The organism is Chengkuizengella sediminis (genome assembly GCF_010078385.1).
Taxonomy (GTDB): domain Bacteria; phylum Bacillota; class Bacilli; order Paenibacillales; family KCTC-33759; genus Chengkuizengella; species Chengkuizengella sediminis.
The window spans coordinates 289,657-315,359 of record NZ_SIJC01000001.1 but is presented as its reverse complement, the minus strand read 5'-3'; the positions used below and the strand labels follow the sequence as shown (position 1 = coordinate 315,359).

At 35.0% G+C, this 25,703-nt stretch carries 23 protein-coding genes and 1 pseudogene; 19 read left to right on the top strand and 5 right to left on the bottom strand.

What is annotated here, in order from left to right; translation table 11 throughout:
* Positions 1-83: 83 nt before the first annotated feature.
* Together EPK97_RS01535 and EPK97_RS01530 are read right to left on the bottom strand one after the other, a co-directional pair.
* Positions 84-812: a type 1 glutamine amidotransferase gene (locus tag EPK97_RS01535; RefSeq protein WP_162034838.1), complete on the bottom strand. Its 729-nt coding sequence runs from the start codon at positions 810-812 to the stop codon at positions 84-86.
* Between the two features lie 33 nt (positions 813-845).
* Positions 846-1,799 (bottom strand): diiron oxygenase, encoded by a 954-nt coding sequence (locus EPK97_RS01530; RefSeq protein WP_162034837.1) that lies wholly within the window; start codon positions 1,797-1,799, stop codon positions 846-848.
* 554 nt (positions 1,800-2,353) lie between these two features.
* On the opposite strand from EPK97_RS01530, the gene EPK97_RS01525 reads away from it, so the two are divergent.
* The 3 genes from EPK97_RS01525 (at position 2,354) to EPK97_RS01515 (ending at position 5,313) form a co-directional block, all read left to right on the top strand.
* On the top strand, positions 2,354-2,737 hold the full coding sequence (locus EPK97_RS01525) for a peptidylprolyl isomerase (RefSeq protein ID WP_162034836.1): 384 nt from the start codon (positions 2,354-2,356) through the stop codon (positions 2,735-2,737).
* 404 nt (positions 2,738-3,141) lie between these two features.
* Positions 3,142-4,182, top strand: coding sequence for a LacI family DNA-binding transcriptional regulator (locus tag EPK97_RS01520; protein WP_162034835.1), 1,041 nt, complete (start codon positions 3,142-3,144; stop codon positions 4,180-4,182).
* Between the two features lie 666 nt (positions 4,183-4,848).
* Positions 4,849-5,313 carry a hypothetical protein gene (locus EPK97_RS01515; RefSeq protein ID WP_162034834.1) on the top strand — a complete coding sequence of 155 codons (465 nt, stop codon included), beginning with the start codon at positions 4,849-4,851 and terminating at the stop codon, positions 5,311-5,313.
* A gap of 295 nt (positions 5,314-5,608) precedes the next feature.
* Here the strand turns inward: EPK97_RS01515 and EPK97_RS01510 are convergent, their stop codons facing one another.
* A complete protein-coding gene (locus tag EPK97_RS01510) occupies positions 5,609-5,845 on the bottom strand; it encodes an ATP F0F1 synthase subunit C (RefSeq protein ID WP_162034833.1) in 237 nt (78 codons plus the stop codon).
* Positions 5,846-6,346: 501 nt separating this feature from the next.
* Between EPK97_RS01510 and EPK97_RS01505 the strand changes: the two genes are divergently transcribed.
* From EPK97_RS01505 to coaD, 4 genes are all read left to right on the top strand, one after another.
* Complete coding sequence (locus EPK97_RS01505; RefSeq protein WP_162034832.1) at positions 6,347-6,775, top strand: hypothetical protein; 429 nt, start codon at positions 6,347-6,349, stop codon at positions 6,773-6,775.
* A gap of 289 nt (positions 6,776-7,064) precedes the next feature.
* Positions 7,065-7,547, top strand: coding sequence for a hypothetical protein (locus tag EPK97_RS01500; RefSeq protein ID WP_162034831.1), 483 nt, complete (start codon positions 7,065-7,067; stop codon positions 7,545-7,547).
* Positions 7,548-8,890: 1,343 nt separating this feature from the next.
* A complete protein-coding gene (gene rsmD, locus EPK97_RS01495) occupies positions 8,891-9,454 on the top strand; it encodes a 16S rRNA (guanine(966)-N(2))-methyltransferase RsmD (protein WP_338075636.1) in 564 nt (187 codons plus the stop codon).
* A 17-nt stretch (positions 9,455-9,471) separates the two neighbouring features.
* Positions 9,472-9,972: a pantetheine-phosphate adenylyltransferase gene (coaD, locus tag EPK97_RS01490; RefSeq protein ID WP_162034829.1), complete on the top strand. Its 501-nt coding sequence runs from the start codon at positions 9,472-9,474 to the stop codon at positions 9,970-9,972.
* A gap of 47 nt (positions 9,973-10,019) precedes the next feature.
* On the opposite strand, the gene EPK97_RS01485 is transcribed toward coaD, so the two are convergent.
* Positions 10,020-11,258: a nucleoside recognition domain-containing protein gene (locus EPK97_RS01485; RefSeq protein ID WP_162034828.1), complete on the bottom strand. Its 1,239-nt coding sequence runs from the start codon at positions 11,256-11,258 to the stop codon at positions 10,020-10,022.
* An 82-nt stretch (positions 11,259-11,340) separates the two neighbouring features.
* Between EPK97_RS01485 and EPK97_RS01480 the strand changes: the two genes are divergently transcribed.
* Positions 11,341-12,390 (top strand): YlbL family protein, encoded by a 1,050-nt coding sequence (locus EPK97_RS01480; protein ID WP_162034827.1) that lies wholly within the window; start codon positions 11,341-11,343, stop codon positions 12,388-12,390.
* A 78-nt stretch (positions 12,391-12,468) separates the two neighbouring features.
* On the opposite strand, the gene EPK97_RS01475 is transcribed toward EPK97_RS01480, so the two are convergent.
* Complete coding sequence (locus EPK97_RS01475; protein ID WP_162034826.1) at positions 12,469-13,701, bottom strand: nucleotidyltransferase; 1,233 nt, start codon at positions 13,699-13,701, stop codon at positions 12,469-12,471.
* Positions 13,702-13,907: 206 nt separating this feature from the next.
* On the opposite strand from EPK97_RS01475, the gene EPK97_RS01470 reads away from it, so the two are divergent.
* The 11 genes and pseudogenes from EPK97_RS01470 (at position 13,908) to smc (ending at position 25,670) form a co-directional block, all read left to right on the top strand.
* The gene (locus tag EPK97_RS01470) at positions 13,908-14,420 is read left to right on the top strand and encodes a YceD family protein (protein ID WP_162034825.1); all 513 of its coding nucleotides are present in this window, start codon (positions 13,908-13,910) and stop codon (positions 14,418-14,420) included.
* Between the two features lie 33 nt (positions 14,421-14,453).
* Positions 14,454-14,627 carry a 50S ribosomal protein L32 gene (rpmF, locus tag EPK97_RS01465; RefSeq protein ID WP_162034824.1) on the top strand — a complete coding sequence of 58 codons (174 nt, stop codon included), beginning with the start codon at positions 14,454-14,456 and terminating at the stop codon, positions 14,625-14,627.
* 112 nt (positions 14,628-14,739) lie between these two features.
* Positions 14,740-15,352, top strand: a pseudogene (fapR, locus tag EPK97_RS01460) (transcription factor FapR).
* Positions 15,336-16,322 carry a phosphate acyltransferase PlsX gene (gene plsX, locus EPK97_RS01455; protein ID WP_162034822.1) on the top strand — a complete coding sequence of 329 codons (987 nt, stop codon included), beginning with the start codon at positions 15,336-15,338 and terminating at the stop codon, positions 16,320-16,322. The pseudogene fapR and the gene plsX overlap by 17 nt, the downstream one beginning before the upstream one ends.
* Before the next feature lie 13 nt (positions 16,323-16,335).
* Complete coding sequence (locus EPK97_RS01450; RefSeq protein ID WP_162034821.1) at positions 16,336-17,322, top strand: beta-ketoacyl-ACP synthase III; 987 nt, start codon at positions 16,336-16,338, stop codon at positions 17,320-17,322.
* 93 nt (positions 17,323-17,415) lie between these two features.
* On the top strand, positions 17,416-18,357 hold the full coding sequence (gene fabD, locus EPK97_RS01445; protein WP_162034820.1) for an ACP S-malonyltransferase: 942 nt from the start codon (positions 17,416-17,418) through the stop codon (positions 18,355-18,357).
* Positions 18,350-19,090 carry a 3-oxoacyl-[acyl-carrier-protein] reductase gene (fabG, locus tag EPK97_RS01440; protein WP_162034819.1) on the top strand — a complete coding sequence of 247 codons (741 nt, stop codon included), beginning with the start codon at positions 18,350-18,352 and terminating at the stop codon, positions 19,088-19,090. Before fabD ends, fabG begins: the two co-directional genes overlap by 8 nt.
* Positions 19,091-19,152: 62 nt before the next feature.
* On the top strand, positions 19,153-19,386 hold the full coding sequence (acpP, locus tag EPK97_RS01435) for an acyl carrier protein (protein ID WP_162034818.1): 234 nt from the start codon (positions 19,153-19,155) through the stop codon (positions 19,384-19,386).
* A gap of 319 nt (positions 19,387-19,705) precedes the next feature.
* Positions 19,706-20,938 (top strand): beta-ketoacyl-ACP synthase II, encoded by a 1,233-nt coding sequence (fabF, locus tag EPK97_RS01430; protein WP_162034817.1) that lies wholly within the window; start codon positions 19,706-19,708, stop codon positions 20,936-20,938.
* A gap of 90 nt (positions 20,939-21,028) precedes the next feature.
* On the top strand, positions 21,029-21,721 hold the full coding sequence (rnc, locus tag EPK97_RS01425) for a ribonuclease III (protein WP_162034816.1): 693 nt from the start codon (positions 21,029-21,031) through the stop codon (positions 21,719-21,721).
* 364 nt (positions 21,722-22,085) lie between these two features.
* Complete coding sequence (gene smc, locus EPK97_RS01420) at positions 22,086-25,670, top strand: chromosome segregation protein SMC (protein ID WP_162034815.1); 3,585 nt, start codon at positions 22,086-22,088, stop codon at positions 25,668-25,670.
* Positions 25,671-25,703: the final 33 nt, after the last annotated feature.

The window sequence follows — 25,703 nt, the reverse complement described above, 5'->3', positions numbered from 1 at the left end:
TAGTCACCTACTTCTAGTTGAGAGAATAAGACATAGGAATATCAAAGATCGGATATATTTGAGATTCTTATGGAACTACTATGTCAGTGCTTATGATTGTCAACATATAAAATTTCATTAAAGATAACTTCTATATTATCCATCAGCTGCAACAGGAGTTTTGAACTGTGTTCAGTATGGTTACTCTGCACCATATCTTCTGCAGATTGAACATATTTTCCTTCTGTAATATCATGGCTACAATGATGAATAAGTCTTTGAATGCTTTCGTCTGTTGATTCCAAATGAAACTGTAGTCCGAAAACGTGCCCATTATAGTGAAAGGCTTGATTCTTACAGTTTTCACTACTTACTAATCGTTTTACGTCTGATGGGATGTCAAATGTGTCACCATGCCAATGGAACGCATGAAATGTCTCTGGGAAGTTGTTGAAAATGGAACAATGAGTACCGTTTTGATGTAAAGAAACGGGAAACCAACCTATTTCTTTTTGATGATGAGGGTAAACACGTCCACCTAATACTTCACAAAGTAACTGTGCCCCAAGGCAAATGCCAAGCATCATTTTTTTGTTGGCAATGGTTTCTTTTATAAATTGTTTTTCTTCTTTAAACCACGGATACTTCCCATCTTTATCATACACACTCATTGGACCACCCATTATGATAAGTAGATCGAAATCATCTTGTGAAGGTAACGGGTCTTGATTAAATAATTGAGTCATCGAAATTTCGTATTCTTTTTCTTTTGCCCAATCCTCTATCAACTCAATAGATTCAAAAGCTACATGCTGGATATAATGAATTCTCATTATGATTCCCCCCTCAATATATTCTGATACAAGTTAATGAATTAAATGATGTTTCTGAAATGCTTCTCTCGTATACGGTTCATCAAATAATCCATTTCGCTTGAAATGTTTGAGTGTCATTTTTGATCCACTTCGTACATCAAGAATGATCTGATCACGTGGATAAGATTCTTCAATAATGCGTTCTATCAGTTTTTTTGGAAAATCTAATAGTTTAAGCCAACATCTTACTAGAGTTAAATCATGCTCCAGAAAACCATAAATAAATTTAGGTAGCATCGTCCCTATCAGCCTTTGATCTGCTTCGGAAAGTTGTATCCAAGCTTGATGGAGTACTTTGGCAAAATATACATGATGTCTTGCTTCGTCTTCAGCATGATCTCCAATGACTTCACGAACGGTTGGAACGATTCGTTCATCACGGGGAACAACGTTTAGAGTACCTGTAATTAACGTTTCAGAAACAATGGAAAAAAATAAATAAACGAGATCTTTTTTTTCTGGAGGAACGTCAGAAGCAAGTTGATGTAATAATCTAAGAAAACGAGGCTTCTCCATTAATGGCCTCTCTATACCCGTTGCAAGCTCTACTTGATTAATTAATTGGGCGGAAAATTTAAAATGATAAGCTTCATCTACGTATAACTTCCAGGCATCTTCTATCATTTCATAAGGCATATCCAACCCTAGCGTATTTCTACCTAATTTAAAAGAAACATAATTTACGGCTTCATGTTCTAGGTTTTCAGTGAAATCTAAATGTGCATAAAGCTGATAAACCGTTATGATTTTTTGTATTTTCTCACCTCTTTCTTGTACTAATGGATGCTGAGTAATAGGAACCAATTCAGGAGAAAAAAAGAATTGGCTTTTCTCCTGCTGAGTTTGACTATAGGTTCTACTTGGTTTTGTACGTACAGATGCCACTTCATCCCAAGTACTAAAGGGACTCTTATATTCCTTTGTTGTTAATTTTTTTCCTTGCATGATATCAACTCCACCTTTATTTCAAATGATTGGATTGTAACCTCTTTGATATTATGACACATTAGTTGAGTGTATGAAATTATTTTGCATTGATGCAAAATAATTAAGCAGCCACAATCCGAGCTTATAAATTATTTTGTATTATAAAATTTGTTAAAAAGTGTCGAATGTAGAAATACAAGGTGAAATTATAGAATATTATGAAACTCTGTTTCAATTCCTAACTCTTTTGCTTCTTCGAAAAGTCTAGTTTAAGCTCGAAGTTGGAGAATATACAGAAAAGTTAGTTGAAACGGAAAAAGGTTTTCATATCATTAAAGTAACAGGGGAAGAAGAAAAGAAATCATTTGAAAAAATGAAAAGTCAAATTCGAGAAAAACTAATCACTCAAAAGTTGGATCAGAGCCAAATATAAGAAACCACCACTAATCTTATTCGCGATGCAAAGACCGAAGAGGAAATGAAGGAGTATTATGGAAAAGATCAACCTGGTATTAAAGTAAACCTTATTTCACTTGAAGATATAAACACAGCAAAAGAGATCATTACAAAGCTTGATCAGTCAAAGTTTTGCAGAGTTAGCACAGGAATATTCCGTTGATCCTTCAGCTTCTAATGACGGTGATTTAGGTTTTATTAGACCTGGGGATAGAGAACCAGAATTTGAGGAAGAAGTACTCAAGCTGGGCGTTGGAGAATACACAAAAGAACCCGTCCAAATAGAAGATGCTTTTCACATCATAAAAGTTACAGAGAAAGAAGAAAAGAAACCGTTTGAAGAAATGAAAAATCAAATTCGAGATGAATTGACCACTCAAAAGTTGAATCCAGAGGAAACACAAGGAAAAATCAATAACCTCATTCATGAGATCAATATAAAAATTAATGATGAAGAGTTAAAAGACTTGTTTAAAGATTTAAACGCAGGTACAGAATAATCTAAAAATAAAACATTCCTTCAATATATATTCCCATATTGGAAACCACAGCTTGTTGAGGAAGAAGTTGGAATGATATTACAGCGTTTTCAGCAAGATGGATACGACATTAAGGCGCATTAAACTACAATTTTATAATGATGATTCTGAATGGATTCAGTTTGATACCATCGTTGATATAAAATGAAAAGGAGCTTAGGTAACAAGTTTCTTTTTTTGTATGAGAAAAAGCTTCTTTCATAATAGAAGAAACTTTTTCTTGGAGATGATGTTGTATGGTTTTTTTGACAAAAACATTTGTGATTGTGTAATTTTATTATATGAATTCAGAAGGAGTATTGACATAGACGTTCGCGGATTTTAAGATAACATTAGTACTTTAATAATAGATTGGATGTTTGTACATGAATAGCTTTGAAATTGCACGACTAGCAGGTGTATCACGCAGTACTGTGACAAGAGTGATCAATAATTACGGTAACGTTCACCCAAAAACCAAATCAAAAGTGCTGAAGGTGATGGAGGAGAATAACTATCGTCCAAATGCTACGGCAAAAAAGCTTTCTAGTAAAAAATCAAATGTCATAGGGTTGTTGGTAATAAAAGATATGGATAAAAGCTCTCCATCTTTCCTAGTTGATGCTTTTTTTGGACCTATGGTTGATACAATCATTCATACGGCTTCAAGTAGAGGTTATCGAATTATGTTGGATATTACAGAGGAAAATGATAAAAACACATTAAATTTATTCCATGAAAAGAGCATTGACGCAGGCATATTTTTGAGTTGGAGTAATATGCAACCTAAGATTAAAGAAGCAGTTAAATTGGGTTACCATTGTGGTGTGATTGATTTCGATTTTGCAATTGATCGAGATGATTCTATCGTTATTATGGATGTCTGTGATAAAAAAAGTGCTTATAAAGCAACGAAATATTTAATTGAATTGGGTCACGAACATATTGGATTCATTACAGGAATAAAATCAAAAAGATGTTCTATCGAGCGTTTGAAAGGTTATGAACTGGCACATTTAGAATCTGAAATTGTAATAAATGAAAGTAATTTATTTGAAGGTTATTTTAATGAAGAAGATGGTTACGCTGCAGTGGAGTATTGGACGGAATTAGGTAAAATGCCATCTGCTATTTTTGCTGCAAATGATAAAATGGCTATAGGTGCATTAAACGCACTACATAAAAAAGGATTGAGGGTTCCTGAGGATGTCTCCATCATTGGATATGATGACGTTATTTTGACACAATATACATCTCCTAAATTAACGACCATGAAAGTACCTGTGTCAGAAATGGCAGACTCTTTAATTAATACATTGATTGACAAAATAGAAGGAAGAGAAGACGTGCGGTTAAGAAAAACTTTTACAGCAAGGTTAGTTGAGAGGGAATCAACAGCACCAATTAGAAAAATAGAGAAAAAATAGTGGCAATAAATGAAGAGTTCTGTTATTCTAGTATTAAGTGATTCACGTGAGTCAATTTACCCTAGATTTGACTCATAAAACGGAGATGTTTCTCTAAGACTCATGGATATCAATTTTCGACAAAAATGAACCATGTGAGTCGGATGAATCAAACGGTTTTTTATTTTTTCCCCATTTAGCTGCTGACACTCATGTTAGCAGCTCTCTTTATAATAAAAAGGATTCGTTTTAAGATGGTCATTTGAAGAAACAGAAAAAACGCAGGTTTTATCCTGCGTTTTTTTCTTTTGGTACCTGCTCGCACAGGTACCTCATGGGAGAAGTGGAGTGTGAGAAAAACTGAATATGTATTATGCTTATTTAAGCTGATTTTATAGGGTTAGATTAAAGGTAATATGTCTATAAATGTCTTAAAATTGTAGTTTCGTCCCCAATCCGTCCCCAAAATTATTTTTCGATAATATCACCAAAGATATTTTCGGCTGCTTGATCTGCCTTTTGAATTACATGATTAGTGCTAAAAATGAGGGTATTGTGAGATATAAAGGAAGGGCGTGCATAGGCGCTCTTTTTTACATTCAGCCCATAGATAAGAGTCCAAGCAACTTCATTAGATTGTTCATAAGATAGTGTGAACGTAAATTTAATGAGTTAGGAGGTAATTTTATGGGTTTAAAGAAAGAACCTTTTGTTGTTGCTGAGACGTTTTCAGTATTAGATCCATATGACCCAGCGTCTGAAAATATAATCGTGCTTTCTAATGATGGCGATTTTGAAATTGTAGCTACAGTCGATGTATGTGTCAAACAACCACAGAGAACACAGGTGTCACTTGATTCATTCGCTCAAATCGCTGTAGAGCCAGGTGCCGATGATGATCCACAAACTTTTGAAGTGACGTATGAGCTCTTGAGAAATGGCGATCCCATTGTAACAATCGATGATGAAATGGATTATGTGCATGCAGGTACTGGAAGACATACAAACTTTCCAAACTTTCCTTTAGTGGATAATAATCCAAGTGCTGGCATCAATAGGTATGATCTTGTTTGTACAAGGATATCTGGTCCTTCTTTTATCTTTGTTGCTTCCCGTAGCCTAAAAGCAACAGTATTTACATTAACAGTTTAAAAATAAAATTTTATGATTAAACGGATAACAGGAAGGGCACATATAGTGCTTTTTTTGTTGGGAAAATATCATCCATTATGCTAGGGGAGGGAAGCAGGCTGATAAAAAGAAAGTCCCTACTAAGATGACTCTTAATAAGGACTATTACAGACAGCTTGCTTTTATATTATCCCTTTTATCTAATAAAATATAACTGATTTAGATTTTTCGAAAAAAGAGGAATCAACTATGCCTATTTATTTCATATATCTGCATTTACACAATCAAAAAGGTTTTTAAATAGCATTAATATAAATTATATTTTTTTGATTAGACAAAACAATAAAAAAAATGTTGCAATTAGAAAAATAATTATACTAGGTATTATCCCAAAGAATATAGCGAGTTGTATGAGTTCATCGCTTATACTCGGGTTCCTTGAAACTCCTATTACTAAAGCACCAGTAATAATTCCTAGACCAATCGCAAGCCCAGCTAATGTAATAAAAGGACCTAAACATAATCCCAAAAGACCTTTACAACATTTATCCATCTTTTCACCTCCAATAGAGATAAGTTAATTTTATGTTATGTGTCTATACACGATATTGATTGGGCGCAAGTAACAGATAACCATTGTTGCTAATGCGAAGGTGATTTTTTGTTGTGAAGAGGAAGGAACCTCGATAAGAAAGGAAGTGAGAAGCCATGCCAACTAAATCCAAAAGACCATGCAATAAAACTGGATGCAATACCCTAACAAGAGCAGATTATTGTGATGAACACAAAAAAGATAGCAACCAATACTATGACAAGTATATGAGAGATAAGAAGAGCAAAACATGAACTTAAAATCATTCTATCTACTTGTCAAATTGATGCCGTGGGATTTCCACCACCGAGTAGTCAACAAGCATTAAAAGCTATAGAGCAACAGAAAAATCGATTTAAAAATAGGGGTTCTTAGGGAAATTGAATTAGAACATTTTTCTTTTAAAATTCGATCATATGATTATTTCTTAAAAAAGTTGGGTCCTTTAAAATGAATTTCTAAATGGACTTAAAAGGATTTATATGGAAAGGCGGACATGATAGGCTGGATCAAAAACTTGCGATGCATTTTATTAAAAAGGATCGCCTTATCGCAAACATCGTGCCCGCAAAGGCTCAATGTCAAGCCGCAATTTTTCCAATTCATAATATTTGTGCTGTTAAGATTGAAGAAGAATTTGATTTCAAATTAAAACCCATTAAAAAAAGCGTCGTGGGAGAATGCTCGTGTACTGAAGACCCAACCACAAACTTAGCACAATCTATGATAGGAGAGGAGACAGGAATTCAGGCTTATAGTTTCTGTGAAGTAGGGACAATTATCGATGTTGGGGAAGGAATTGTCATTCTGTCTTTTGATGAGGAGGGAGCGACTTTTACAGCTGCTATATCTAGTTGCAAAATAAGTGCTTTAGGCGCTGATTGTTTGTAACAGACACCGCAGGAAAGAAGGCCTGAATAAATATCCGTATATATTTTTTATCAAGTGAAGAAAAACAAAAACTCTTTAAAATGAAAACGTGCTGATATGATGTTTATCAGTGGTTTTTCATTTTTTTGATTTAACTAGACACTTATCGTTCTGTGTATTATCATCTCCTCATCCGATGTCCTAAGGTAATACGCAAAAGTACAATTTTAACACTAGGTACACACGTCCAGTCAAACCTCTAATAAAACTCATAACATACATTAGATAAAAAATGAACGGAGGTGAAATCATGGGAGCTTTTGATAGAACAATCTGTGATTGCTGTGTCTGTCCGATGCAATGCGTCATGCAAAAATTAGTTACACGTGATGTGGGTATTGCCACGGCTGTCAGTGTGACTCCTGTTACAATTAATTCTGTTGAAAATTTTATAGCAAATACCAGTCAAGGATCATTTCCAATATGTAATGTTACTGCTGTTGGAAGTATACCTCCTTTTGATATTGATTTAAATCTAAAACCAGTGCAAAAAGATATTAAAGGGAAATGCAGTTGTTGCGAAGATCCAGCTACAAATGAATTGCAACAGCTCATTGGAAAAGAAGTGGATCTTGAATTTATTGGAGGAATAGCACCCTTTGCAGACGGAAATATCGTCACTGGAAAAGTTTCACAAGTTGGAGAAGGTATTTTAATTTTAAGTGATCTTGGAATAACTTTTTCTAATGCTGCAATATCTACTTGCCAAATTACAAGAATTGAACTCAACTAATTATACAATATCCCCCACCAGCTACTAAGCTAGTGCAGGAAAAAAACAAAAGCTTCTTCCGTTAAATGGAGAAGCTTTATATATGGGATATTTCAATAAAAGCATTTGTGACTGCTTGCTTTCATTATATTAATTCAGATTACATATTGACACTGGCATTAGCGGATATTTGAATCACATTTTGATGAATATTTTTGATGAGTTTTGCTTCCAGTTTAATCGATGCTTTAATCCGGACAAAATTTTTAATAGATTGTTAAATGTATGTGTATCATCGTCTCCACATCCGATAATCTGAGGTAAGTACATAATCAGAACAAATGTTCCGTTAGAGGTGAATAAAAATGAAAGAAAATGTTTTGGTTGGTTCCCAGTGCATGCACATCTTTAAGTCTATATCTAGGCTCTTTAAGCCATTCAAATCTTGATGAAACGGAAATTCAGGGGGGATGAAATCAATAACAATATTTAAGCTTTTAAATAATCAATTTGAAAATACCTTAGTAGGGTACGGTTTATTTTCCTTAAAGGAGGTGATATATAGAACACCCCTGATAATTGTTGAGAGCAATCATCAGGGACAAATGAAAAAAATAATGCAATTTAATATTATATCTATTCCCTCAAGTTGTAAATATGAAAACAAAGTAATTAAAGAAATATTTAATAAATTGAATATCGTTATTATCCAAGTGTTTAAAAGCACTTTAAATGTAAAGTTACACTAGAAGGAACTGCACATGAAAGGAAAACTTTTATTATACAAAGTGACTGACGATAAGATGTTAGGTTCTAATATATTGAGCGGTGACATTGTAATTATCGATAACGAAAAGAATTTTATTTTGGTAAGATGGCACTTATATGTATTGATGGAAAAAAGGTAAAGCTGAGCTATTTAATAAAACAAGGGTCATTTGTTATTACATACACCTCTGAAAATGATGTTGTAATTTTTCATAATAAACGTATTGAAGTATTAGGGTATGTACGTGAGGTGAATAGGGAGTTAGAAATTTAAAAATTCAAAATAGAACTTTAAAACCATTGGTATTATCATGAAAACAGAAAAAACGCAGGTTTTATCCTGCGTTTTTTTCTTTTGGTACCTGCTCGCACAGGTACCTCATGGGAGAGGAGAAACCGGATGAAGAGCTTATGGGGAAACGTAAGTCTTCTCCGCGGTTATCTACGACATTTTTGATGCCGTTAACTATAATTTTTGCCCTTTTTTGAGAAAATATACATAAGAATGACCAACTATTTGTGGATGTATTTTAAAGACATGCAGAATATGATACGATAGCAACGTACATATTGAAAGAAAATATAAGCAGGTGAATGTGTTGAGAGTAATATCGGGAGTCTCTAAAGGTAGAAAGTTAAAGGCGGTTCCAGGGAGTCATACGAGGCCGACTACCGATAAAGTAAAAGAAGCTATCTTTAGTAGGATCGGTCCTTATTTTTCAGGTGGGACTGTATTGGATTTATTTGCCGGAACAGGAGCCTTGGGTATAGAAGCGATAAGCAGAGGGATAGATCGAGGAATTTTTATAGATATTAACCCAAAAAGCATTGAAGTGATTAAGGGGAATATTAGTGCTGTAGGCCAAATTGAGAAAGCAGAAGTGTATCGAAATGATGCAAAAAGAGCTCTGAAAGTTTGTGCGAAACGTGAATTGAAATTTGATTTGGTGTTTTTAGATCCACCCTATAAATTAGAAATGACGGAGGATATTTTGCAACAAATGGACTCGCTTTCCCTTTTTCATAAAGGTGCTGTCGTTGTTGTAGAACATGACACGGTATACACATATAACGAACAAATAGGTAACCTCCAATGCAACCGTCGGTTAGTTTATGGTGATACCGCTGTTACGGTGTATGATTATATAGTGAATGAATAAAATGAGGTGTTGAAAAAATGCAAAAGAAACAGAGTATAGCTGTATATCCTGGGAGTTTTGATCCCGTTACATATGGACATCTAGATATTATTCACCGGGCTGCTAAGCAATTTGATACTTTGGTTGTTGCAGTGTTGAATAATGCTAAAAAAAATCCGCTTTTTACTGTGGAAGAACGGAAGGTTTTACTTCATCAAGCTACTCGGCATTTGCCGAATGTGGAAATTGATAGTTTTCACGACTTACTGACTAATTATATGAATTCAAAAAACGCACAAATCATCGTTAGAGGTTTAAGGGCTGTTTCCGATTTTGAATTTGAATTGCAAATGGCCTCTACAAATAGAAAGCTAAACGAGGACGTTGAGACCTTTTTTATGATGACAAACCCACAATATTCTTATTTAAGCTCGAGTATCGTAAAAGAGGTAGCTAAATATGATGGAACTGTCACCGATCTCGTTCCAAAAGAAGTAGAAAAAGCATTGAGAGAAAAGTATAATTACCTACAAAAGTGAAGACGTTTGTTTCCATAAAAGGGATACGAAGTGAATGATGATCCTTATCAAACGAATTTATGGAAAATCGCTCTGAAAATTGCAATGAATATGGATAGAATGAGCATTGTACAAAGTAGGATGAGTATAAAAATAAATGTGTTTTCCCAAATGGACCATACTGTATTAGGGGCTTCCACGTATTTTGGAGTGGTGTTAACAAAACTAGGTTGTACATCAGAAAATAAAATCTGATATGGTTTCCAAAGTAAAAAGGTTAACACAAAGGAAAATAGTGCTTGTAACATCCGTGATACTAAAAACGAACGATAACGTAAATCTGTATTTTGAATAAGACTTTTAACCTGTAGATGAACGGAAAAACCGCTCCAAGCTAACAAACTACAAATAAAAGCAATTTGCCAAATAAAAGGAATCGATTGTAATGTGCTAATTTGATATGCACCAAGATTTATTTCAAACCATCCAGTAGTGATGGAAGCCAATGTATTTTCAGACAGATTCATGATATTAAAAAACTGTGTTAACAGCTTATTAATCAGGGACAAAAGGTTTGTTAAGGTAACCATCTTGATGATTACGGCAAACAACATCATGGTGCCTCCAATCATCAATAAGTTTTGTGTAGAGGAGATGACAGCATCTCCAAGTAATTTACCAAATGTTCTCCCATCCTGTTGATGTGCTTGAATCATCGCCCTTACACTTCTTACGATGAAATGATTGTTCTGAGTAAGGGGTCTGTTTGAAGTGTCTCCATAGTATAATCTGAGTACAAACCCGAGTATTAATAATGAAATAAAATGGATGATCGTAATGAATAAACCAAGCTGCATGTGATGAAAAAATCCTATAGCAATAACATTGATAATAAATATGGGACTGCTTGAGTGAGAGATAGCTAGTATTTTTTCACCTTCATCTCTTGTAATTAGATTTTGTTGTCTTATATTTGATGTGATCTGTGCACTAGAAGGATATCCGACAGTCCACCCCATTGCGAGCGCCCAACCTCCTATTCCAGGGACTTTAAATAAAAACCTCATTAGTGGTTCTAACCAAACTCCAAACATACGAATAACACCATAAGCGATTAAAATTTCAGATAAGATGAAAAAAGGGAGTAGGGATGGGAAAACAATTTTCCACCAAATATTTAATCCTTGTAAAGAGGATTGAAAAGCCTCTTCTGGAAATATAATAATGAATAGAACAAGGAAGGCTGCACACATGGCTAGTAAAAATGTAAAAAAGCGATGATTCATGTTAAAATTCAATCGTGACATGCTTTTTCACCTCATTTGCTTTACAATGGTACATGTTTACGCTAAAGTTTGTCCAAATAGACCATCTGGGAGGAAATTGAATATGGAGCATCAGAATGAGAAGAAGACACACAAAATATGGGACATGAAATTTTCTAAAAACATCAAATTTTTTCTCATAGTTTCCGCCATTTTATACATTATATTTTTAATGCCAACACCCTATGTTGTGTATGAGCCAGGATCTGCTGAAATGTTGGAACCGATGGTTAATGTTGAAAATGGTTATATTGATGCCGAAGGAGCATTCATGTTAACTACTGTGCGCATGAATTATAGCAATGTATTTTACTATTTATATTCTTTCGTTAATCCTCACGCTGTAGTAGTAAAAAAAGAAGATATCTTTAGAAATGAAACAGAAGAAGAGTATATGGAAAGACAAACGTTTAATATGATAAATTCACAAAGTAATGCTATAAAAGTAGCTTACAATAAGGCAGGAGTTGCTTATGAATCGATTATAGATGGCGTTGTGATATTAGGCACTGTAGAGGGATACCCTGCAAAGGGTGTGTTACAATCTGGGGATAAAATTCTATCCATTAATGAAGAGATCATTAAAACCACGGAGGATATATATTCAGTTGTTGGAAAAAATCAGGTCGGGGATATGATCTCAGTTACATATGAAAGAGAAGAGCAAAACGAAGCAGTACAATTAACTTTGGTTGATCTTAGGAGTGAATATGAGGTTTCAGAAGGAATTAAAGAAAGACCTGGAATAGGGATTTATTTAGCTGACTTACAGCACATCATTGATGCAGGTAATATTAGAGGACCATCTGCAGGATTAATGTTTTCACTTGAGATATATAATCAGTTAGTACCTGAGGATATTACACAAGGTCATCTCATCGCTGGTACGGGTGAGATTTATGCAGATGGTCAGGTTGGAGCTATCGGAGGAGTCGACCGTAAGATTGTGGCGGCTGATAAGGAAGGGGCTGAAGTGTTTTTTGTACCTGAAGAGAATTATGAAGTCGCTGCCGAAAAAGCACAAGAAATCAAATCAGATATGGACGTAGTAACTGTAACGACATTGGAGGAAGCGCTGAAATATTTAAACCAGCTTACTCCTAGTCACTCCTAATAGAGGTGGTACAATATCCAAAAAATAAAGGGCATCCTATGATTCCCAGATTGTAAAAGGAGCCTAATAAGGCACCTTTTACAGGATGACTGGAGGTTGATAGTAATCCTGGAACATCTCTTTAGCAGATGGATTATGATAAGAAAGTGAATATATGGAGGTTGCACGTATGTCCATCTCTAATAGTGATGTATGATTTTTATTTACTTTTGTTATGATGGGTACTTTTGCTGTTTTCTTCATTTTCTTTAACAAATGTTGTCCTTTAATTGAAAATCCAAGCACCCTTAAATATGGGGTGCCTTTTTTTAATTTATCGATTGTGATATCAGTTTTATAGTGATTGAGTAAGATGCGAAGCAATGTGCGTTGTAACTTTGTCCTAGTATACCTTTTCGTTTTCAATAATTCTAATAACTTTGTAACCGAAAATGAAGAATCAGTTAACTCAGGTAATGTTTGTTTGAGTCTGTTTTCTAATCCTTCTGTGACTTCAAAAAAATGTGAGCATTCATTGGGTGTAATACTTAATAACTTGTATAATAATTGATCCTTTAAAGACTCCCAGTAGATAGGTCCGCGACCAGATTGAAATTCACGCTGTAACACTTCATAAGTATAATTAGGCATATATTGAGAAAAGTAAGATTGATTTTGTTTTTCAAAAATGAGTTTACGAATAGCCGTAGCACTAGCAATTTGTTGATCGGTAACCTCTTGCTGATGATACCCTGCCTTTTGTCTTGTAATGGTGAGAGGACTGATACTGCTGTTTAAACGTTCAATTGCAATTAAGTAATGTAAACCTAAAGTATTATTAGGCTGAGACAAGTCCATATGTTCAGATGTTTCAAAAGGTAAGATCTTTTGAATGGCTGAAGTATACGCAGCTGGATAATTCATTCCTTTTTTTAATTGTTGTTTTACTTCTGTTCCAAATCTAACGGGTTCTTCTTTTAGCTCTTTGGCTAATATCTGTAATGTTTCCAGCTCACCACTTTCACTGCCAAAACATAAATGATCAACAATTCCTGTTGCATCCAAGGCGGAAACTGCACCGAATGCAAACCATTCAGCAGGTTGGGAAGAGTAAACAACAGGTAGTTCAATGACTAAGTCAGCTCCCATATGTAAAGCCATTTCTGTTCGGGCCCATTTGTTTACTATCGAGGGTTCACCTCTCTGCAGGAAATTGCCGCTCATTACGGCAACTACGGCATCTGCATTAGATATTTTTTTAGATTGCTCAAAGTGATATACGTGTCCATTATGTAATGGATTGTATTCAACTATTATGCCAACGGTTTTCATATACTCCACCTCAATTTTAGATGTTGGTTCCTATACTGATAAATTCTGCATGAAAGAAAATACTTGAGCCAAAAAGCAAGTTTAATCATGTTTTTAGATATTTCATCACTTTTTTGGGTACTTTTAATATAACATGGAGGAAATATTGTTGACAAAACACAAAATAAATCGCTATAATAAACTTTGTCTGTTTGAGGTGGTTCTTAATGTCAATAATGATTAATTTACGTGATCTAATTACAAAAACAGATCCAGTAGTCATTCAACAATCTTTGTCTGTTACGGATCTAGTTTCAAATCACAAAGAAATTTTGAATATTACACCTTTAGAGGTGGATTTACAAGTGAAAATGGATTTTGAAGTGGCTCGAGTATGGGGAACATGTAATGGTCAAATTCGTTATATTTGTTCCAGATGTTTAAAAGAATATAATAAAACACTTCAAATTAACATACAAGAGGCTTTGACACAAAATTCAGAAATAGCAAAATCTGATCCTGAGGAAAGTATTCAGCTAGTTACATCTGATGAGGTTGATATTGAACCTTACATTAGAGAATCATTTTTATTAGAACTTCCCTATGCTCCTATCTGTGAGGAATCGTGTGAAGGGTTGTGTCCCACATGTGGGATTAATAAAAATGAATCATCCTGTACTTGTAAACAGGATCAAATTGATCCTCGTTTAGCTAAATTAAAAGACTTTTATGTCGAATAATGAATGGACATCGAATTAAGGAGGTGGAGAATTATGGCAGTACCTCAAAGGAGAACATCTAAAACTCGTCGCGATAAGCGCCGTACTCATTTTAAATTAGAAGTTCCTGGTATGGTGAAATGTGAGCAATGTGGAGAGTTGAAACTTTCTCATCATGTATGCAAATCATGCGGAACGTATAAAGGAAGAGAAGTTGCAGCAAAATAATTAATTTTTGAAAAAATAGTACTTCATTACGATGAAGTACTATTTTTTTCTTCACTTTTGTGATAAATTTATATATACTACTTTTAGTATCAGGTAATAATTTTTGGTGGTGATGAGAATCGGACGGCTTCCAAAACAGAAGCGGTTATTGGAATTAGCTAAAGAAATTGAACATAATCCATTTATAACCGATGAACAACTTACAAAGAAATTTAATGTTAGTATTCAAACGATAAGGTTAGATCGGATGGAGCTTGGTATTCCTGAGCTTCGAGAAAGAATAAAATTAATGGCGGAAAAATCGTATGATCAAGTGGTTTCACTGCAAATTGATGAAGTCATTGGGGAAGTAGTTGATTTACAATTAGATAAAAGCGCGATTTCCATTTTTGAAATCAATGATGAACATGTTTTTGCCAAAACAAAAATAGCAAGAGGTCATCATATATTTTCCCAAGGCAATTCACTAGCGATTGCGGTCATAGATGATGAGGTAGCATTAACAGCTTCTGCGGATATTCGTTTTATACGATCCGTGAAATTAGGAGAAAAATGTATCGCTAAAGCTTATGTACGTAATGAATCATTGAATCATGACAAAGCAAATGTTGATGTGTTTACATACGTAGGTAATGAGCTCGTTTTCGAAGGGAATTTTGTCATCTTTCGTTCAGATCATAAAAATAAATGATGAGGGGAGTGACTCTCATGAAAATCGCAATTGACGCGATGGGTGGAGATCATGCACCTGAGGTAAATGTAAAGGGCGCGATGTTAGCGGCTAAGCAATGGAAAGATATTGAAATTATTTTAGTGGGAGATTCTAAACAAATTGACCCATTACTTGATCCGTCTTTTACCAATATTACAGTTACTCACACTGATGAGGTGATTTCAGGAGATGAAGAGCCTGTCAGAGCAGTACGTCGTAAAAAAAACTCATCTATGGTATTAGCAGGGAAAATGGTAAAGGATAAAATTGCTGATGCGATGATTTCTGCTGGTAATACAGGGGCATTAATGACGACTGGATTGCTCGTCATCGGTCGTATCTCTGGTGTTGAAAGACCTGCTTTAGCGCCTATGTTACCAACGATGGACAATGTTGGCTTGCTTGCTTTAGATTTAGGAGCGAATATGGATGCTTCTGCAGAGCATTTAGTGCAATATGCCATAATGGGTAATATATACAGAACAAAAATTCATGGGATGGACTCTCCAAGGATTGGGCTACTAAATGTAGGAACCGAAGAGGGGAAGGGTAGTGAGATAACAAAAGAAGTATACCCTTTGCTTGAGCAGCTTCCCATCCATTTTATAGGTAATGTAGAAGCAAGGGATGTATTGAATCGAAATTGTGATGTACTTGTATGTGATGGGTTTGTAGGTAACATATTATTAAAAGCGATGGAAGGAACAGCGAGTAATGTTTTTTCTGTTTTGAAAGTTGAATTAACGAAAAATTTGCTTCGAAAAGCAGCTGCAGCTATTCTAAAACCCAGCTTGAGCGCTTTTAAAAAGAAGATGGATTATACCACTTATGGTGGAGCACCCTTATTAGGGGTAAATGGTGTATGTATTAAAAGCCACGGCTCCTCTGATGCAAATGCCGTTAAAAATGCAATCGGTCAGGCCAGAAATGCGATCGAAAAGAAACTAGTCGATTCAATTGCTTCAGAGATAGGTAAGAAATGAGGGCAATAAAAAGATGAATAATATTTCAGTTGGAATTATTGGGACTGGAAAATACGTTCCTGAAAGAATATTAACGAACAAAGATTTAGAGAGCATGGTTGAAACGAATGATGAGTGGATTAAAGCACGTACTGGAATTGAGGAAAGAAGAATAATAGCTGAAGATCAAGCAACGTCAGACCTTGCATTAAAAGCTGCTGAACGAGCTCTGATAAATGCTGGAATAAAAGCTGAGGATCTTGATCTTATTGTAGTTACAACAGTTACACCAGACATGGCTCTTCCTTCTACAGCGTGTATATTACAGGATAAATTAGGTGCTAAAAAAGCAGCTGCTTATGATTTATCTGCAGCATGCTCTGGATTTATTTATGGCTTAGCGAACGCGTCCAATTTTATTGCAACTGGTACATATAAACATATTTTAGTAGTAGGTGCGGAAAGTTTGTCTACAATAACAGATTATACAGATCGTAATACCTGTATTTTATTTGGTGATGGAGCAGGAGCAGTTGTACTTGGACCTGTTGCGAATGATAGAGGCTTTCGATCATTTGAGTTGGGTGCAGACGGCACAGGTGGCGACCTGTTAAAAGTTGAAGGTGGGGGATCAAGATACCCCTCCTCAACAAAAACAATTGAAAATAAATTACACTACATTTCGATGGAAGGTAGAGAAGTATTTAAATTTGCAGTTCGAATTATGGGATCAGCAGCTGAAGAAGCTCTTAAAAAAGCAGGTTTAAATAAATCAGATATTGACTTTTTGGTTCCTCATCAAGCAAATATCCGCATCATAGAGGCAGCTTTGGATCGACTGGAATTGTCGGAGGATAAATGTGTTGTGAATTTACAAAATTACGGCAATGTATCCGCTGCTTCTATACCAATTGCCTTAGCTGAAGCTGATGAGCAGGGAAGATTAGGTGAAGGTGACTGTATTGTACTTGTTGGTTTTGGTGGTGGATTAACATGGGGAGCTTCCGTACTTATTTGGTAAATTAAGATTAAACCTAAAAAGTGCATATGAATATAATAGCTTGATGCTGAAAACGGGAGTTCTTTAACACCATATTATTTAGGAGTTGATTAAATGGGAAAAATTGCATTTATTTTTCCGGGACAAGGTGCTCAAACTGTTGGCATGGGGTTAGATGCTTATGAACAACATGAAGGAGCTAGGCAAATTTATGATAAAGCAGATGAAATATTAGATTTTAAACTAACTGATTTAATATTTAAAGGTCCTGATGAAAAATTAAGACTTACTTATAATACACAACCTGCTTTGTTAACGACAAGTGTAGCACTGTATGAGGTTTTTAAAGAGGCGGGAGTTCATCCTGATTTTGTAGCAGGACATAGTCTAGGAGAATATAGCGCTTTAGTTGCGACAGGGGTGCTGAGTTTTGAAGATGCCGTAAAAACCGTTCGTTTACGTGGAGAGTTTATGGATCAGGCTGTACCAGAAGGTAAAGGAACGATGGCTGCAGTTCTTGGTTTAGGGAGAGAGCAGTTAGAGGGCTTGTGTAAAGAGGTTAGTCACAATGTAGGTTTAGTAGAAATGGCAAATCTAAATTGTCCAGGACAAATCGTTATCTCTGGTACAACTGAAGGTGTTCAAGAGATTGTTGAAAAAGGGAAAGAAGCAGGGGCGAAGAGAGTGCTTCCGTTGGAAGTGAGCGGACCTTTTCATTCTTCTCTTATGAAGGATGCAGCCGATAAGCTTTCATTGGAATTGAATCAAATTACCTTAAACACTCCAACAGTACCTGTTGTTGCTAATGTCACAGCAAATATGGTAACACAGCCAACAGAAATTAAAAAACTGTTAGTTGATCAAGTATGTGCGCCAGTACTGTGGGAAGATAGTATTATATACTTACTCGATCAAGGGGTGGATACGTTCGTTGAAATTGGTTCAGGAAAAGTACTAGCAGGATTAATTAAAAAGATTAATCGTAAAGTTAAAGTGATATCTATAAATGACATGAAATCAATAGAAAACTTTAAAATGGAGGGATCACATGCTTAAGGGGAAAGTTGCATTGGTAACAGGAGCATCTCGCGGTATAGGGAAATCCATTGCCTTATCTTTAGCAGAAGCAGGTGCGGATATCGTCGTCAATTTTGCAGGGAATGAAAAAGCTGCAGCTGAAGTTGTTGAGACAATAGAGGACTTAGGGCAAAAAGCGATTAAAATTAAAGCCAATGTTTCTCAAGTTTCTGAAGTTAGTGATATGTTCAAAAAGGCGATAGTAACATTTGGTAAGGTTGACATTTTGGTGAATAATGCTGGCGTAACAAGAGATAATTTATTAATGCGCATGAAAGAAGATGAATTTGATCAAGTCATCGATATCAATTTAAAGGGTGTTTTCAACTGTATCAAAGCGGCAACTAGACCTATGATGAAACAGCGTTCCGGTAGAATTATTAATATTTCTTCCGTTGTAGGAGTATTAGGAAATGCAGGGCAAGCTAATTATGTGGCAGCAAAAGCAGGGGTTATAGGTTTAACCAAATCAGCTGCAAGAGAATTGGCTCCACGTGGGATTACTGTAAATGCAGTAGCGCCAGGGTTCATTGAGACAGATATGACAGACCATTTAAAGGGGGATATGGAAGAGGGGATTTTAAATCAGATTCCACTCGCAAGAATGGGACAGCCTGCTGAAATTGCAAATGCAGTGAAATTCCTTGCTTGTGAAGAATCTTCGTATATAACTGGTCAAACATTACATGTAGATGGTGGAATGTATATGTAAATAAAAAGCATATGGAAATTTTAGTTGATTTTAAGTATAATACCATGGAGGAGGTGAACTGAATGTCAGAATTAGTAGATCGCATTAAGAAAATTATTGTTGATCGTCTTGGTGTTGATGAAGCTGAAGTTACTCCCGAAGCATCTTTTAAAGATGATTTAGGTGCAGATTCTTTAGATGTAGTTGAGTTAATCATGGAATTAGAAGATGAGTTTGAAATGGAAATTTCTGATGAAGATGCTGAAAAAATTAATACCGTAGGTGAAGTTGTGAATTACATAGAATCACATAAATAATTGAACCTTATATAATTTAATTAGAATCTTCAAGTCCCGTTCATTAACGGGACTATTATCTATCATTTTATACTTGAAAATGATGTAAATAAAGGGAATATATTATGGGATTTTATTGTTGAAATAAATACATATGGCGAACTAACGTTTGTTACGATGTAACTTATATGGTATAATTAACCTTATGCATGTAAAATACATATGCTTAGGAATATCTTTGTAAATAATCTTTCTAATCTCCCGTAGTACATTTAATTAACTAGGAAGCTCTTACCGTTAATCAACGAAGCTTACTACGTTTTATATAGAGGTGAATTTAATGAAGCAAAGAGTTGTGATTACAGGTTTGGGTGTAACATCTTCCCTTGGTTCTAATCTAGAACCATTCTGGAATAATTTAGTAGAGGGGAAATCAGGAATTTCTATCATTGAATCCATTGATGTTAGTGATTTGAGTACTAAAATTTCTGCTTCTATAAAAGACTTTAATCCTGAAGATTATATGGCGAAAAAAGAAGCACGTAAAATGGATCGATTTGTACAATTAGCGATTGCAGCAGCTACACATGCTTTGGAAGACGCTAATTTAAATGTAAAAGAAGACACAAATCCTGAAAGAGCGGGTGTCATTGTTGGTTCAGGTGTTGGTGGACTTCAAACATGGGAAGAACAACATACAATATTGCAAAAAAAAGGTCCAAAACGTGTAAGTCCATTTTTTATCCCAATGATGATAGCTAATATGGCATCAGGTCAGATCTCTATCCGTACGGGAGCAAAAGGACCCAATACAACACCTGTTACAGCTTGTGCTACAGGTACCCATTCCATCGGTGATTCATTTAAATTGATTCAACGAGGGGATGCGGATGTCATGATATGTGGTGGGGCAGAAGCTCCAATTACATTAACAGGTATGGCTGGATTTTGTGCATTGCGTGCAATGTCAACAAGAAATAATGAACCTGAAAAGGCAAGCCGCCCCTTTGATACTGGTAGAGATGGTTTTGTCATGGGTGAGGGTGCAGGCGTTTTGATATTAGAGTCCTATGAACATGCTGTGAATCGAAATGCTAAAATTTATGGTGAAATTATAGGTTATGGGATGAGTGGAGATGCATATCATATCACTGATCCCGCCCCAGATGGTGCTGAACGATGCATGAAGAATGCGCTGAAAGATGCTGGTATTCAACCAGAAGAAATAGATTATATCAATGCGCACGGTACCTCAACACCAGTCGGAGATATCTCAGAAACAAATGCAATCAAAGAAACTTTTGGAGAGCATGCTTATCAGTTAGCTATAAGTTCCACTAAATCAATGACAGGTCATTTATTAGGAGCAGCAGGAGGACTTGAAGCGGTTATCACTGGATTGACTTTAAAACATGGTGTAATTCCGCCGACTATAAATCTAGAAAATCAAGACCCCGAGTGTGATCTCGATTATACCGCAAATGCCGCTCGTAAATCTGATGTTGAAGTAGCATTGTCTAATTCATTTGGTTTTGGCGGACATAACGCTAGTATCATTTTGAAAAAAATATAAATGAAAATAATTAAAAGTAGTAAACATTTAGAAACAAACAGCTCAATCTTTCTATGTAGTCATACTTTAATCGTTTAGGTGGTGAAATATATGAATCAGGATTTGAAACAATTACAGTCAAAGTTGGATATATTTTTTAAAAATCAAAAATTATTAAAGCAAGCATTTACTCATTCATCCTATGTAAATGAACATCGCTTATCTAAATATGAAGATAATGAAAGATTAGAATTTTTAGGTGATGCAGTACTTGAATTAACGATCTCTGAATATTTATTTCAAACCTATCGACGATTACCAGAGGGAGAGTTAACAAAACTAAGGGCTTCAATTGTTTGCGAGCCATCCTTAGAAAAGTTTGCCTCAGCTTTAGATTTTGGGGCATATGCATTTCTCGGTAAAGGGGAAGAGTTGACGGGTGGAAGAGCAAGACCTGCTCTGTTGGCAGATTTATTTGAGTCCTTTATGGGGGCGTTGTTTCTTGATCAAGGTTTAGAAGCAGTGAAGTCTTTTTTAGAAAAGTATATTTTCCCTAAGTTATCAAGCGAAGGTAAACCGCAATTAAAAGACTACAAAACACAGCTTCAGGAATTTACTCAACAGCATAATATGGGTGTAATAAAATATAGAATTGTAGATGAAAGTGGTCCTGCTCATGAAAGGTTGTTTGTATCTGAAGTATGTATGAATGACACATCTTTAGGTAAAGGTACAGGGCGATCAAAAAAAGAAGCAGAACAACAGGCTGCTTCAAAAGCACTTATAAAATTAAATTATAAATAAATTTTATAAATTTACCGATCTATGAGCGTTTGTAGAAAACGTTCCATAAAAGATTTTTTTATTAAAAGGGCTCCTCAAGTATAAAAACTTGCTGGCGCCTCTTTTCATTAAAAAAACAAATTTTGTAATTGATACTACTGTAGTTATAACTTAGGTTGTTTGTTCTTTTTAGCTTCTATAAATTTCAACTCACACATGTGGGAAATTGTTCAGGGGTTCCCAAAAAGTATTCGGTCGATTAAAACCAGCCACGTCCATGTGGCTAACATCGACACCAGTTCATCCATGAACTGGGAATCTAAAGAAGTAGTTCACTTTTTGGGGTAAAATTGTGTTATATTTATTCATGAGGTGAGACCTTTATATGTTTTTAAAAAGGATTGAATTATATGGTTTTAAGTCTTTTGCAGACAAGACTGCATTAGATTTTGTACAAGGCATCACTGCTGTTGTAGGTCCAAATGGAAGCGGGAAAAGTAACATCTCTGATTCCATACGTTGGGTGCTGGGAGAGCAAAAAGCAAAATCCCTACGTGGTGGTAAAATGGAGGACATCATTTTTGCTGGTAGTGAGATTAGGAAACCTGTAAATTTTGGTGAAGTTTCACTTACATTGGACAATACAGATGAAAAGTTATTGCTTGATTTTAGTGAAGTTACAGTAACTCGACGAATACACCGCAGCGGAGAGAGTGAGTATTTCATTAACAAACAAGCTTGCCGCTTGAAGGATATTATAGAACTTTTTATGGATACAGGTATTGGTAGAGAAGCTTATTCTATCATTGGACAAGGTAAAATTGAAGAAATATTAAGCAATCGCTCAGAAGAGAGAAGAGGTATTTTTGAAGAAGCTTCTGGTATTGTAAAGTTTAAATCTCGTAAAAAAGAATCAGAAAAAAAACTGGCTGAAACAGAACAAAACCTGCTTCGAATATATGACCTTATTGCAGAATTAGAGGATCAAATTGAACCTTTGAAAAAGCAATCTGAACAAGCAGTTTTATATAAACAATTAAAAGCGCAATTAAAAGCGCATGACATATCACTCTATGTGTATAAAATTGAAGATTCACATCAAAACTGGGAAGCATCCTCGGAATCATTAAAGCAATTACAAAATAAACAAATTGAACTTTCCACGATAGTAAATCAACATGATGCAACGATTGAAAAAGACCGCATGGTTGCAAAACAGCTTGAGGAAGAACTGGATGCATTACAAAATACCTTATTAAACCTTAGTGAAGAGGTAGAAAAGGGTGAGGGTTTTGGTGAGGTTCTAAAAGAACGACATAAAAATCTATTACTGCAAAAATCACAACAAGAGGTTTTAGGAACTGAAAAAAATCAGCGTCATGAAAATGTAAAAACCGAACAGCATTCATTTGAGAGTAAATTAGAGCAAAGTTTACATCAACTTAAAGAAGCTGAGTACAACCTAAAAGAAAAACAAGAACATTTATTAGGTATTACATCAGAATTAAATATTGACTCTGAAGAACAGTTACAAGAAACACTATTAAAAACAATTAATGAAATTGCACAAAGTCAAAATGAAATTAGTAATATTAAACAACAGCTTAGAATTAGCGATGAGAAGAGAGAAGAACTTGAACAATTACATAAACTTTTAACCAAACAGAATCATGAGCTTCATACTGAATATGAGACAACAATGGTTTCCTTAGAACAAATACAGGATCAAATTAATGATACGAAAAATAAATACATTCAAATCAGTGAGCAGGTTAAGCAAAAACAAAGATTATTAGAAGATATTTTGTTAACTGTTCAAAAATGGCAGCAAAAGTTGAATTCTTTAATTTCTAGAAAAGATACTTTCAAAGAAATGGAAAATGACTTTGATGGTTTTTTTCATGGTGTTAAGGAAGTACTAAAAAAAAGGGGGCAAACTTCTGGTGGTTTAAGAGGTGTTCATGGAGCGGTAGCTGAATTAGTAAATGTTCCTGCTAAGCTAGAAACTGCGGTTGAGACGGCACTTGGAGGAGCTCTTCAGTTTATTGTCATGGAGAATGAGCAATACAGCAGACAAGCCATCTCCTACTTGAAACAAAGGAAGTTGGGAAGAGCTACATTTTTACCATTAGATGTCATCAAACCACGCTCCCTTTCTCAAAATGAAATCCATAAAATGAATCAAAATGCAGGTTTTATCGGTATAGCGGCTGATTTAATACAGTTTGATTCAACTTACTCATCTATCGTTTCTAATTTATTAGGTCAGGTGATTATTGCTGAAAGCTTAGAGCATGCTAATCGAATTGCTGCTTCATGTTCTTATCGTTTTAAAATAGTAACTTTAGATGGTGATGTAGTAAATGCTGGTGGTTCTATGACTGGGGGAAGTGTGCAAAAGAAAAACACTAATCTCTTAGGCCGTAAAAGGCAGATTGAGGAATTGGAGCATCAGATTACAAATTCACAAGTTCAACTTGATCAATTACAAGAAAAGAGCAAAAATTTAAAGCAGGAAATTTCCAAAACTTCAACAGAACTGGAAGAGTCACGAACTCTCGGAGAACAGTTTCGTTTGCAGGAACAGAAAATACAGTCTGAAATTCAACAATGTAAACAACAAATGGATTATAAAGAATCACAAATTACTTCAAATCAATTAGAAATTGAACAATTATTACAAAAATCACAGAAATTAATTGAAAAAGAAAAAGGAGAACATATTAAATTAACAAAATCTCAACAAACTGAAGAAAAAACACAACATGTGATGAAGGAAGTAGAAGAGAGTAAAAAAACAAAACAATCCATCAAAGATGAAGTTCAGAATGAGTTAACCGATTTAAAGGTGAGAGTGGCTTCCATTACACAGGAGAAACAAGCGATCATAGAGCAATTGGAACGTTTTCAACAGGAATTGAAGCAATTAGAGCAAGAGATGAACACAAATGATCAAATGAAACAGCAGCTTGAAGCAGAGATTGAAAAGAATGAAACAGAGCACGTAGAACAAATTGAAAAATTAAATCTACTTAAAATTAATAAACAAGAGTGCTCTAATCAAGTTGTTTTTAAAAGAAAAGAACGCGCTGATGGGTTGCAAACGATAGAGCTAAAAGAAAATGAAACAAAAGAACAAAGAGTATCCTTGAAACAAACTGAAGATAAATTACATCAAGTTGAAGTAAAAGTGAATCGGTTAGATGTAGAATTAGAAAATTTATTACATAAACTATCTGAGGATTATGAGCTCAGTTTTGAATTGGCAAAACAAAAATATTCTCTCCCTACGGATGTTGTAGAAACACAAGAGATGGTAAAACAATTAAAAAGAAAAATCACTTCACTAGGTGAGGTCAATTTAGGTGCCATTGATGAATTTGAACGAATTCATAATCGATTTGAATTTTTGACTCAACAACAACAAGATCTAATTGAAGCCAAAGATACACTTTATCAAGTTATAGGACAATTAGATGAAGAGATGTCACAGCGTTTTATTACTACTTTTGAAGAAATTCGCAAAAACTTTGTTGTTGCATTTGCAAAGTTGTTCGGTGGAGGAAGAGCGGATTTAGTATTGAATGCCCCGGAAAATTTATTAGAAACGGGTGTAGACATCGTTGCACAACCCCCTGGGAAGAAACTGCAAAATCTACAATTGTTATCTGGTGGAGAAAGAGCTTTAACAGCAATAGCATTATTGTTTGCAATATTACATGTGAAACCTGTACCATTTTGTGTATTAGATGAAGTAGAAGCTGCACTGGATGAAGCGAATGTAACTCGATTCGCTGAATACTTGAGGGAATTTTCATTGCAAACGCAATTTATCGTTGTTACGCATCGTAAAGGTACGATGGAAGAAGCAGATGTATTATATGGAGTAGCTATGGAAGAAGATGGAATATCCAAATTAGTATCTGTCCGATTGGATGAAGAGGAAGATGGGTTTTTCTCTGCATCATAAAGTAATATAAGAAATAAGAACTACAATGGAGGG

Bases quoted from the DNA above. Each gene is read 5' to 3' on its own strand.
- rpmF (WP_162034824.1), top strand. From the start codon at position 14,454: ATGGCAGTACCTCAAAGGAGAACATCTAAAACTCGTCGCGATAAGCGC.
- EPK97_RS01505 (WP_162034832.1), top strand. From the start codon at position 6,347: ATGGACTTAAAAGGATTTATATGGAAAGGCGGACATGATAGGCTGGAT.
- fabF (WP_162034817.1), top strand. From the start codon at position 19,706: ATGAAGCAAAGAGTTGTGATTACAGGTTTGGGTGTAACATCTTCCCTT.
- EPK97_RS01530 (WP_162034837.1), bottom strand. From the start codon at position 1,799: ATGCAAGGAAAAAAATTAACAACAAAGGAATATAAGAGTCCCTTTAGT.
- EPK97_RS01515 (WP_162034834.1), top strand. From the start codon at position 4,849: ATGGGTTTAAAGAAAGAACCTTTTGTTGTTGCTGAGACGTTTTCAGTA.
- EPK97_RS01475 (WP_162034826.1), bottom strand. From the start codon at position 13,701: ATGAAAACCGTTGGCATAATAGTTGAATACAATCCATTACATAATGGA.
- EPK97_RS01470 (WP_162034825.1), top strand. From the start codon at position 13,908: ATGTCAATAATGATTAATTTACGTGATCTAATTACAAAAACAGATCCA.
- rnc (WP_162034816.1), top strand. From the start codon at position 21,029: ATGAATCAGGATTTGAAACAATTACAGTCAAAGTTGGATATATTTTTT.
- EPK97_RS01480 (WP_162034827.1), top strand. From the start codon at position 11,341: ATGGAGCATCAGAATGAGAAGAAGACACACAAAATATGGGACATGAAA.
- coaD (WP_162034829.1), top strand. From the start codon at position 9,472: ATGCAAAAGAAACAGAGTATAGCTGTATATCCTGGGAGTTTTGATCCC.
- acpP (WP_162034818.1), top strand. From the start codon at position 19,153: ATGTCAGAATTAGTAGATCGCATTAAGAAAATTATTGTTGATCGTCTT.
- EPK97_RS01535 (WP_162034838.1), bottom strand. From the start codon at position 812: ATGAGAATTCATTATATCCAGCATGTAGCTTTTGAATCTATTGAGTTG.
- EPK97_RS01450 (WP_162034821.1), top strand. From the start codon at position 16,336: ATGAATAATATTTCAGTTGGAATTATTGGGACTGGAAAATACGTTCCT.
- plsX (WP_162034822.1), top strand. From the start codon at position 15,336: ATGAAAATCGCAATTGACGCGATGGGTGGAGATCATGCACCTGAGGTA.
- fabG (WP_162034819.1), top strand. From the start codon at position 18,350: ATGCTTAAGGGGAAAGTTGCATTGGTAACAGGAGCATCTCGCGGTATA.
- EPK97_RS01485 (WP_162034828.1), bottom strand. From the start codon at position 11,258: ATGTCACGATTGAATTTTAACATGAATCATCGCTTTTTTACATTTTTA.
- smc (WP_162034815.1), top strand. From the start codon at position 22,086: ATGTTTTTAAAAAGGATTGAATTATATGGTTTTAAGTCTTTTGCAGAC.
- EPK97_RS01500 (WP_162034831.1), top strand. From the start codon at position 7,065: ATGGGAGCTTTTGATAGAACAATCTGTGATTGCTGTGTCTGTCCGATG.
- EPK97_RS01520 (WP_162034835.1), top strand. From the start codon at position 3,142: ATGAATAGCTTTGAAATTGCACGACTAGCAGGTGTATCACGCAGTACT.
- EPK97_RS01510 (WP_162034833.1), bottom strand. From the start codon at position 5,845: ATGGATAAATGTTGTAAAGGTCTTTTGGGATTATGTTTAGGTCCTTTT.
- fabD (WP_162034820.1), top strand. From the start codon at position 17,416: ATGGGAAAAATTGCATTTATTTTTCCGGGACAAGGTGCTCAAACTGTT.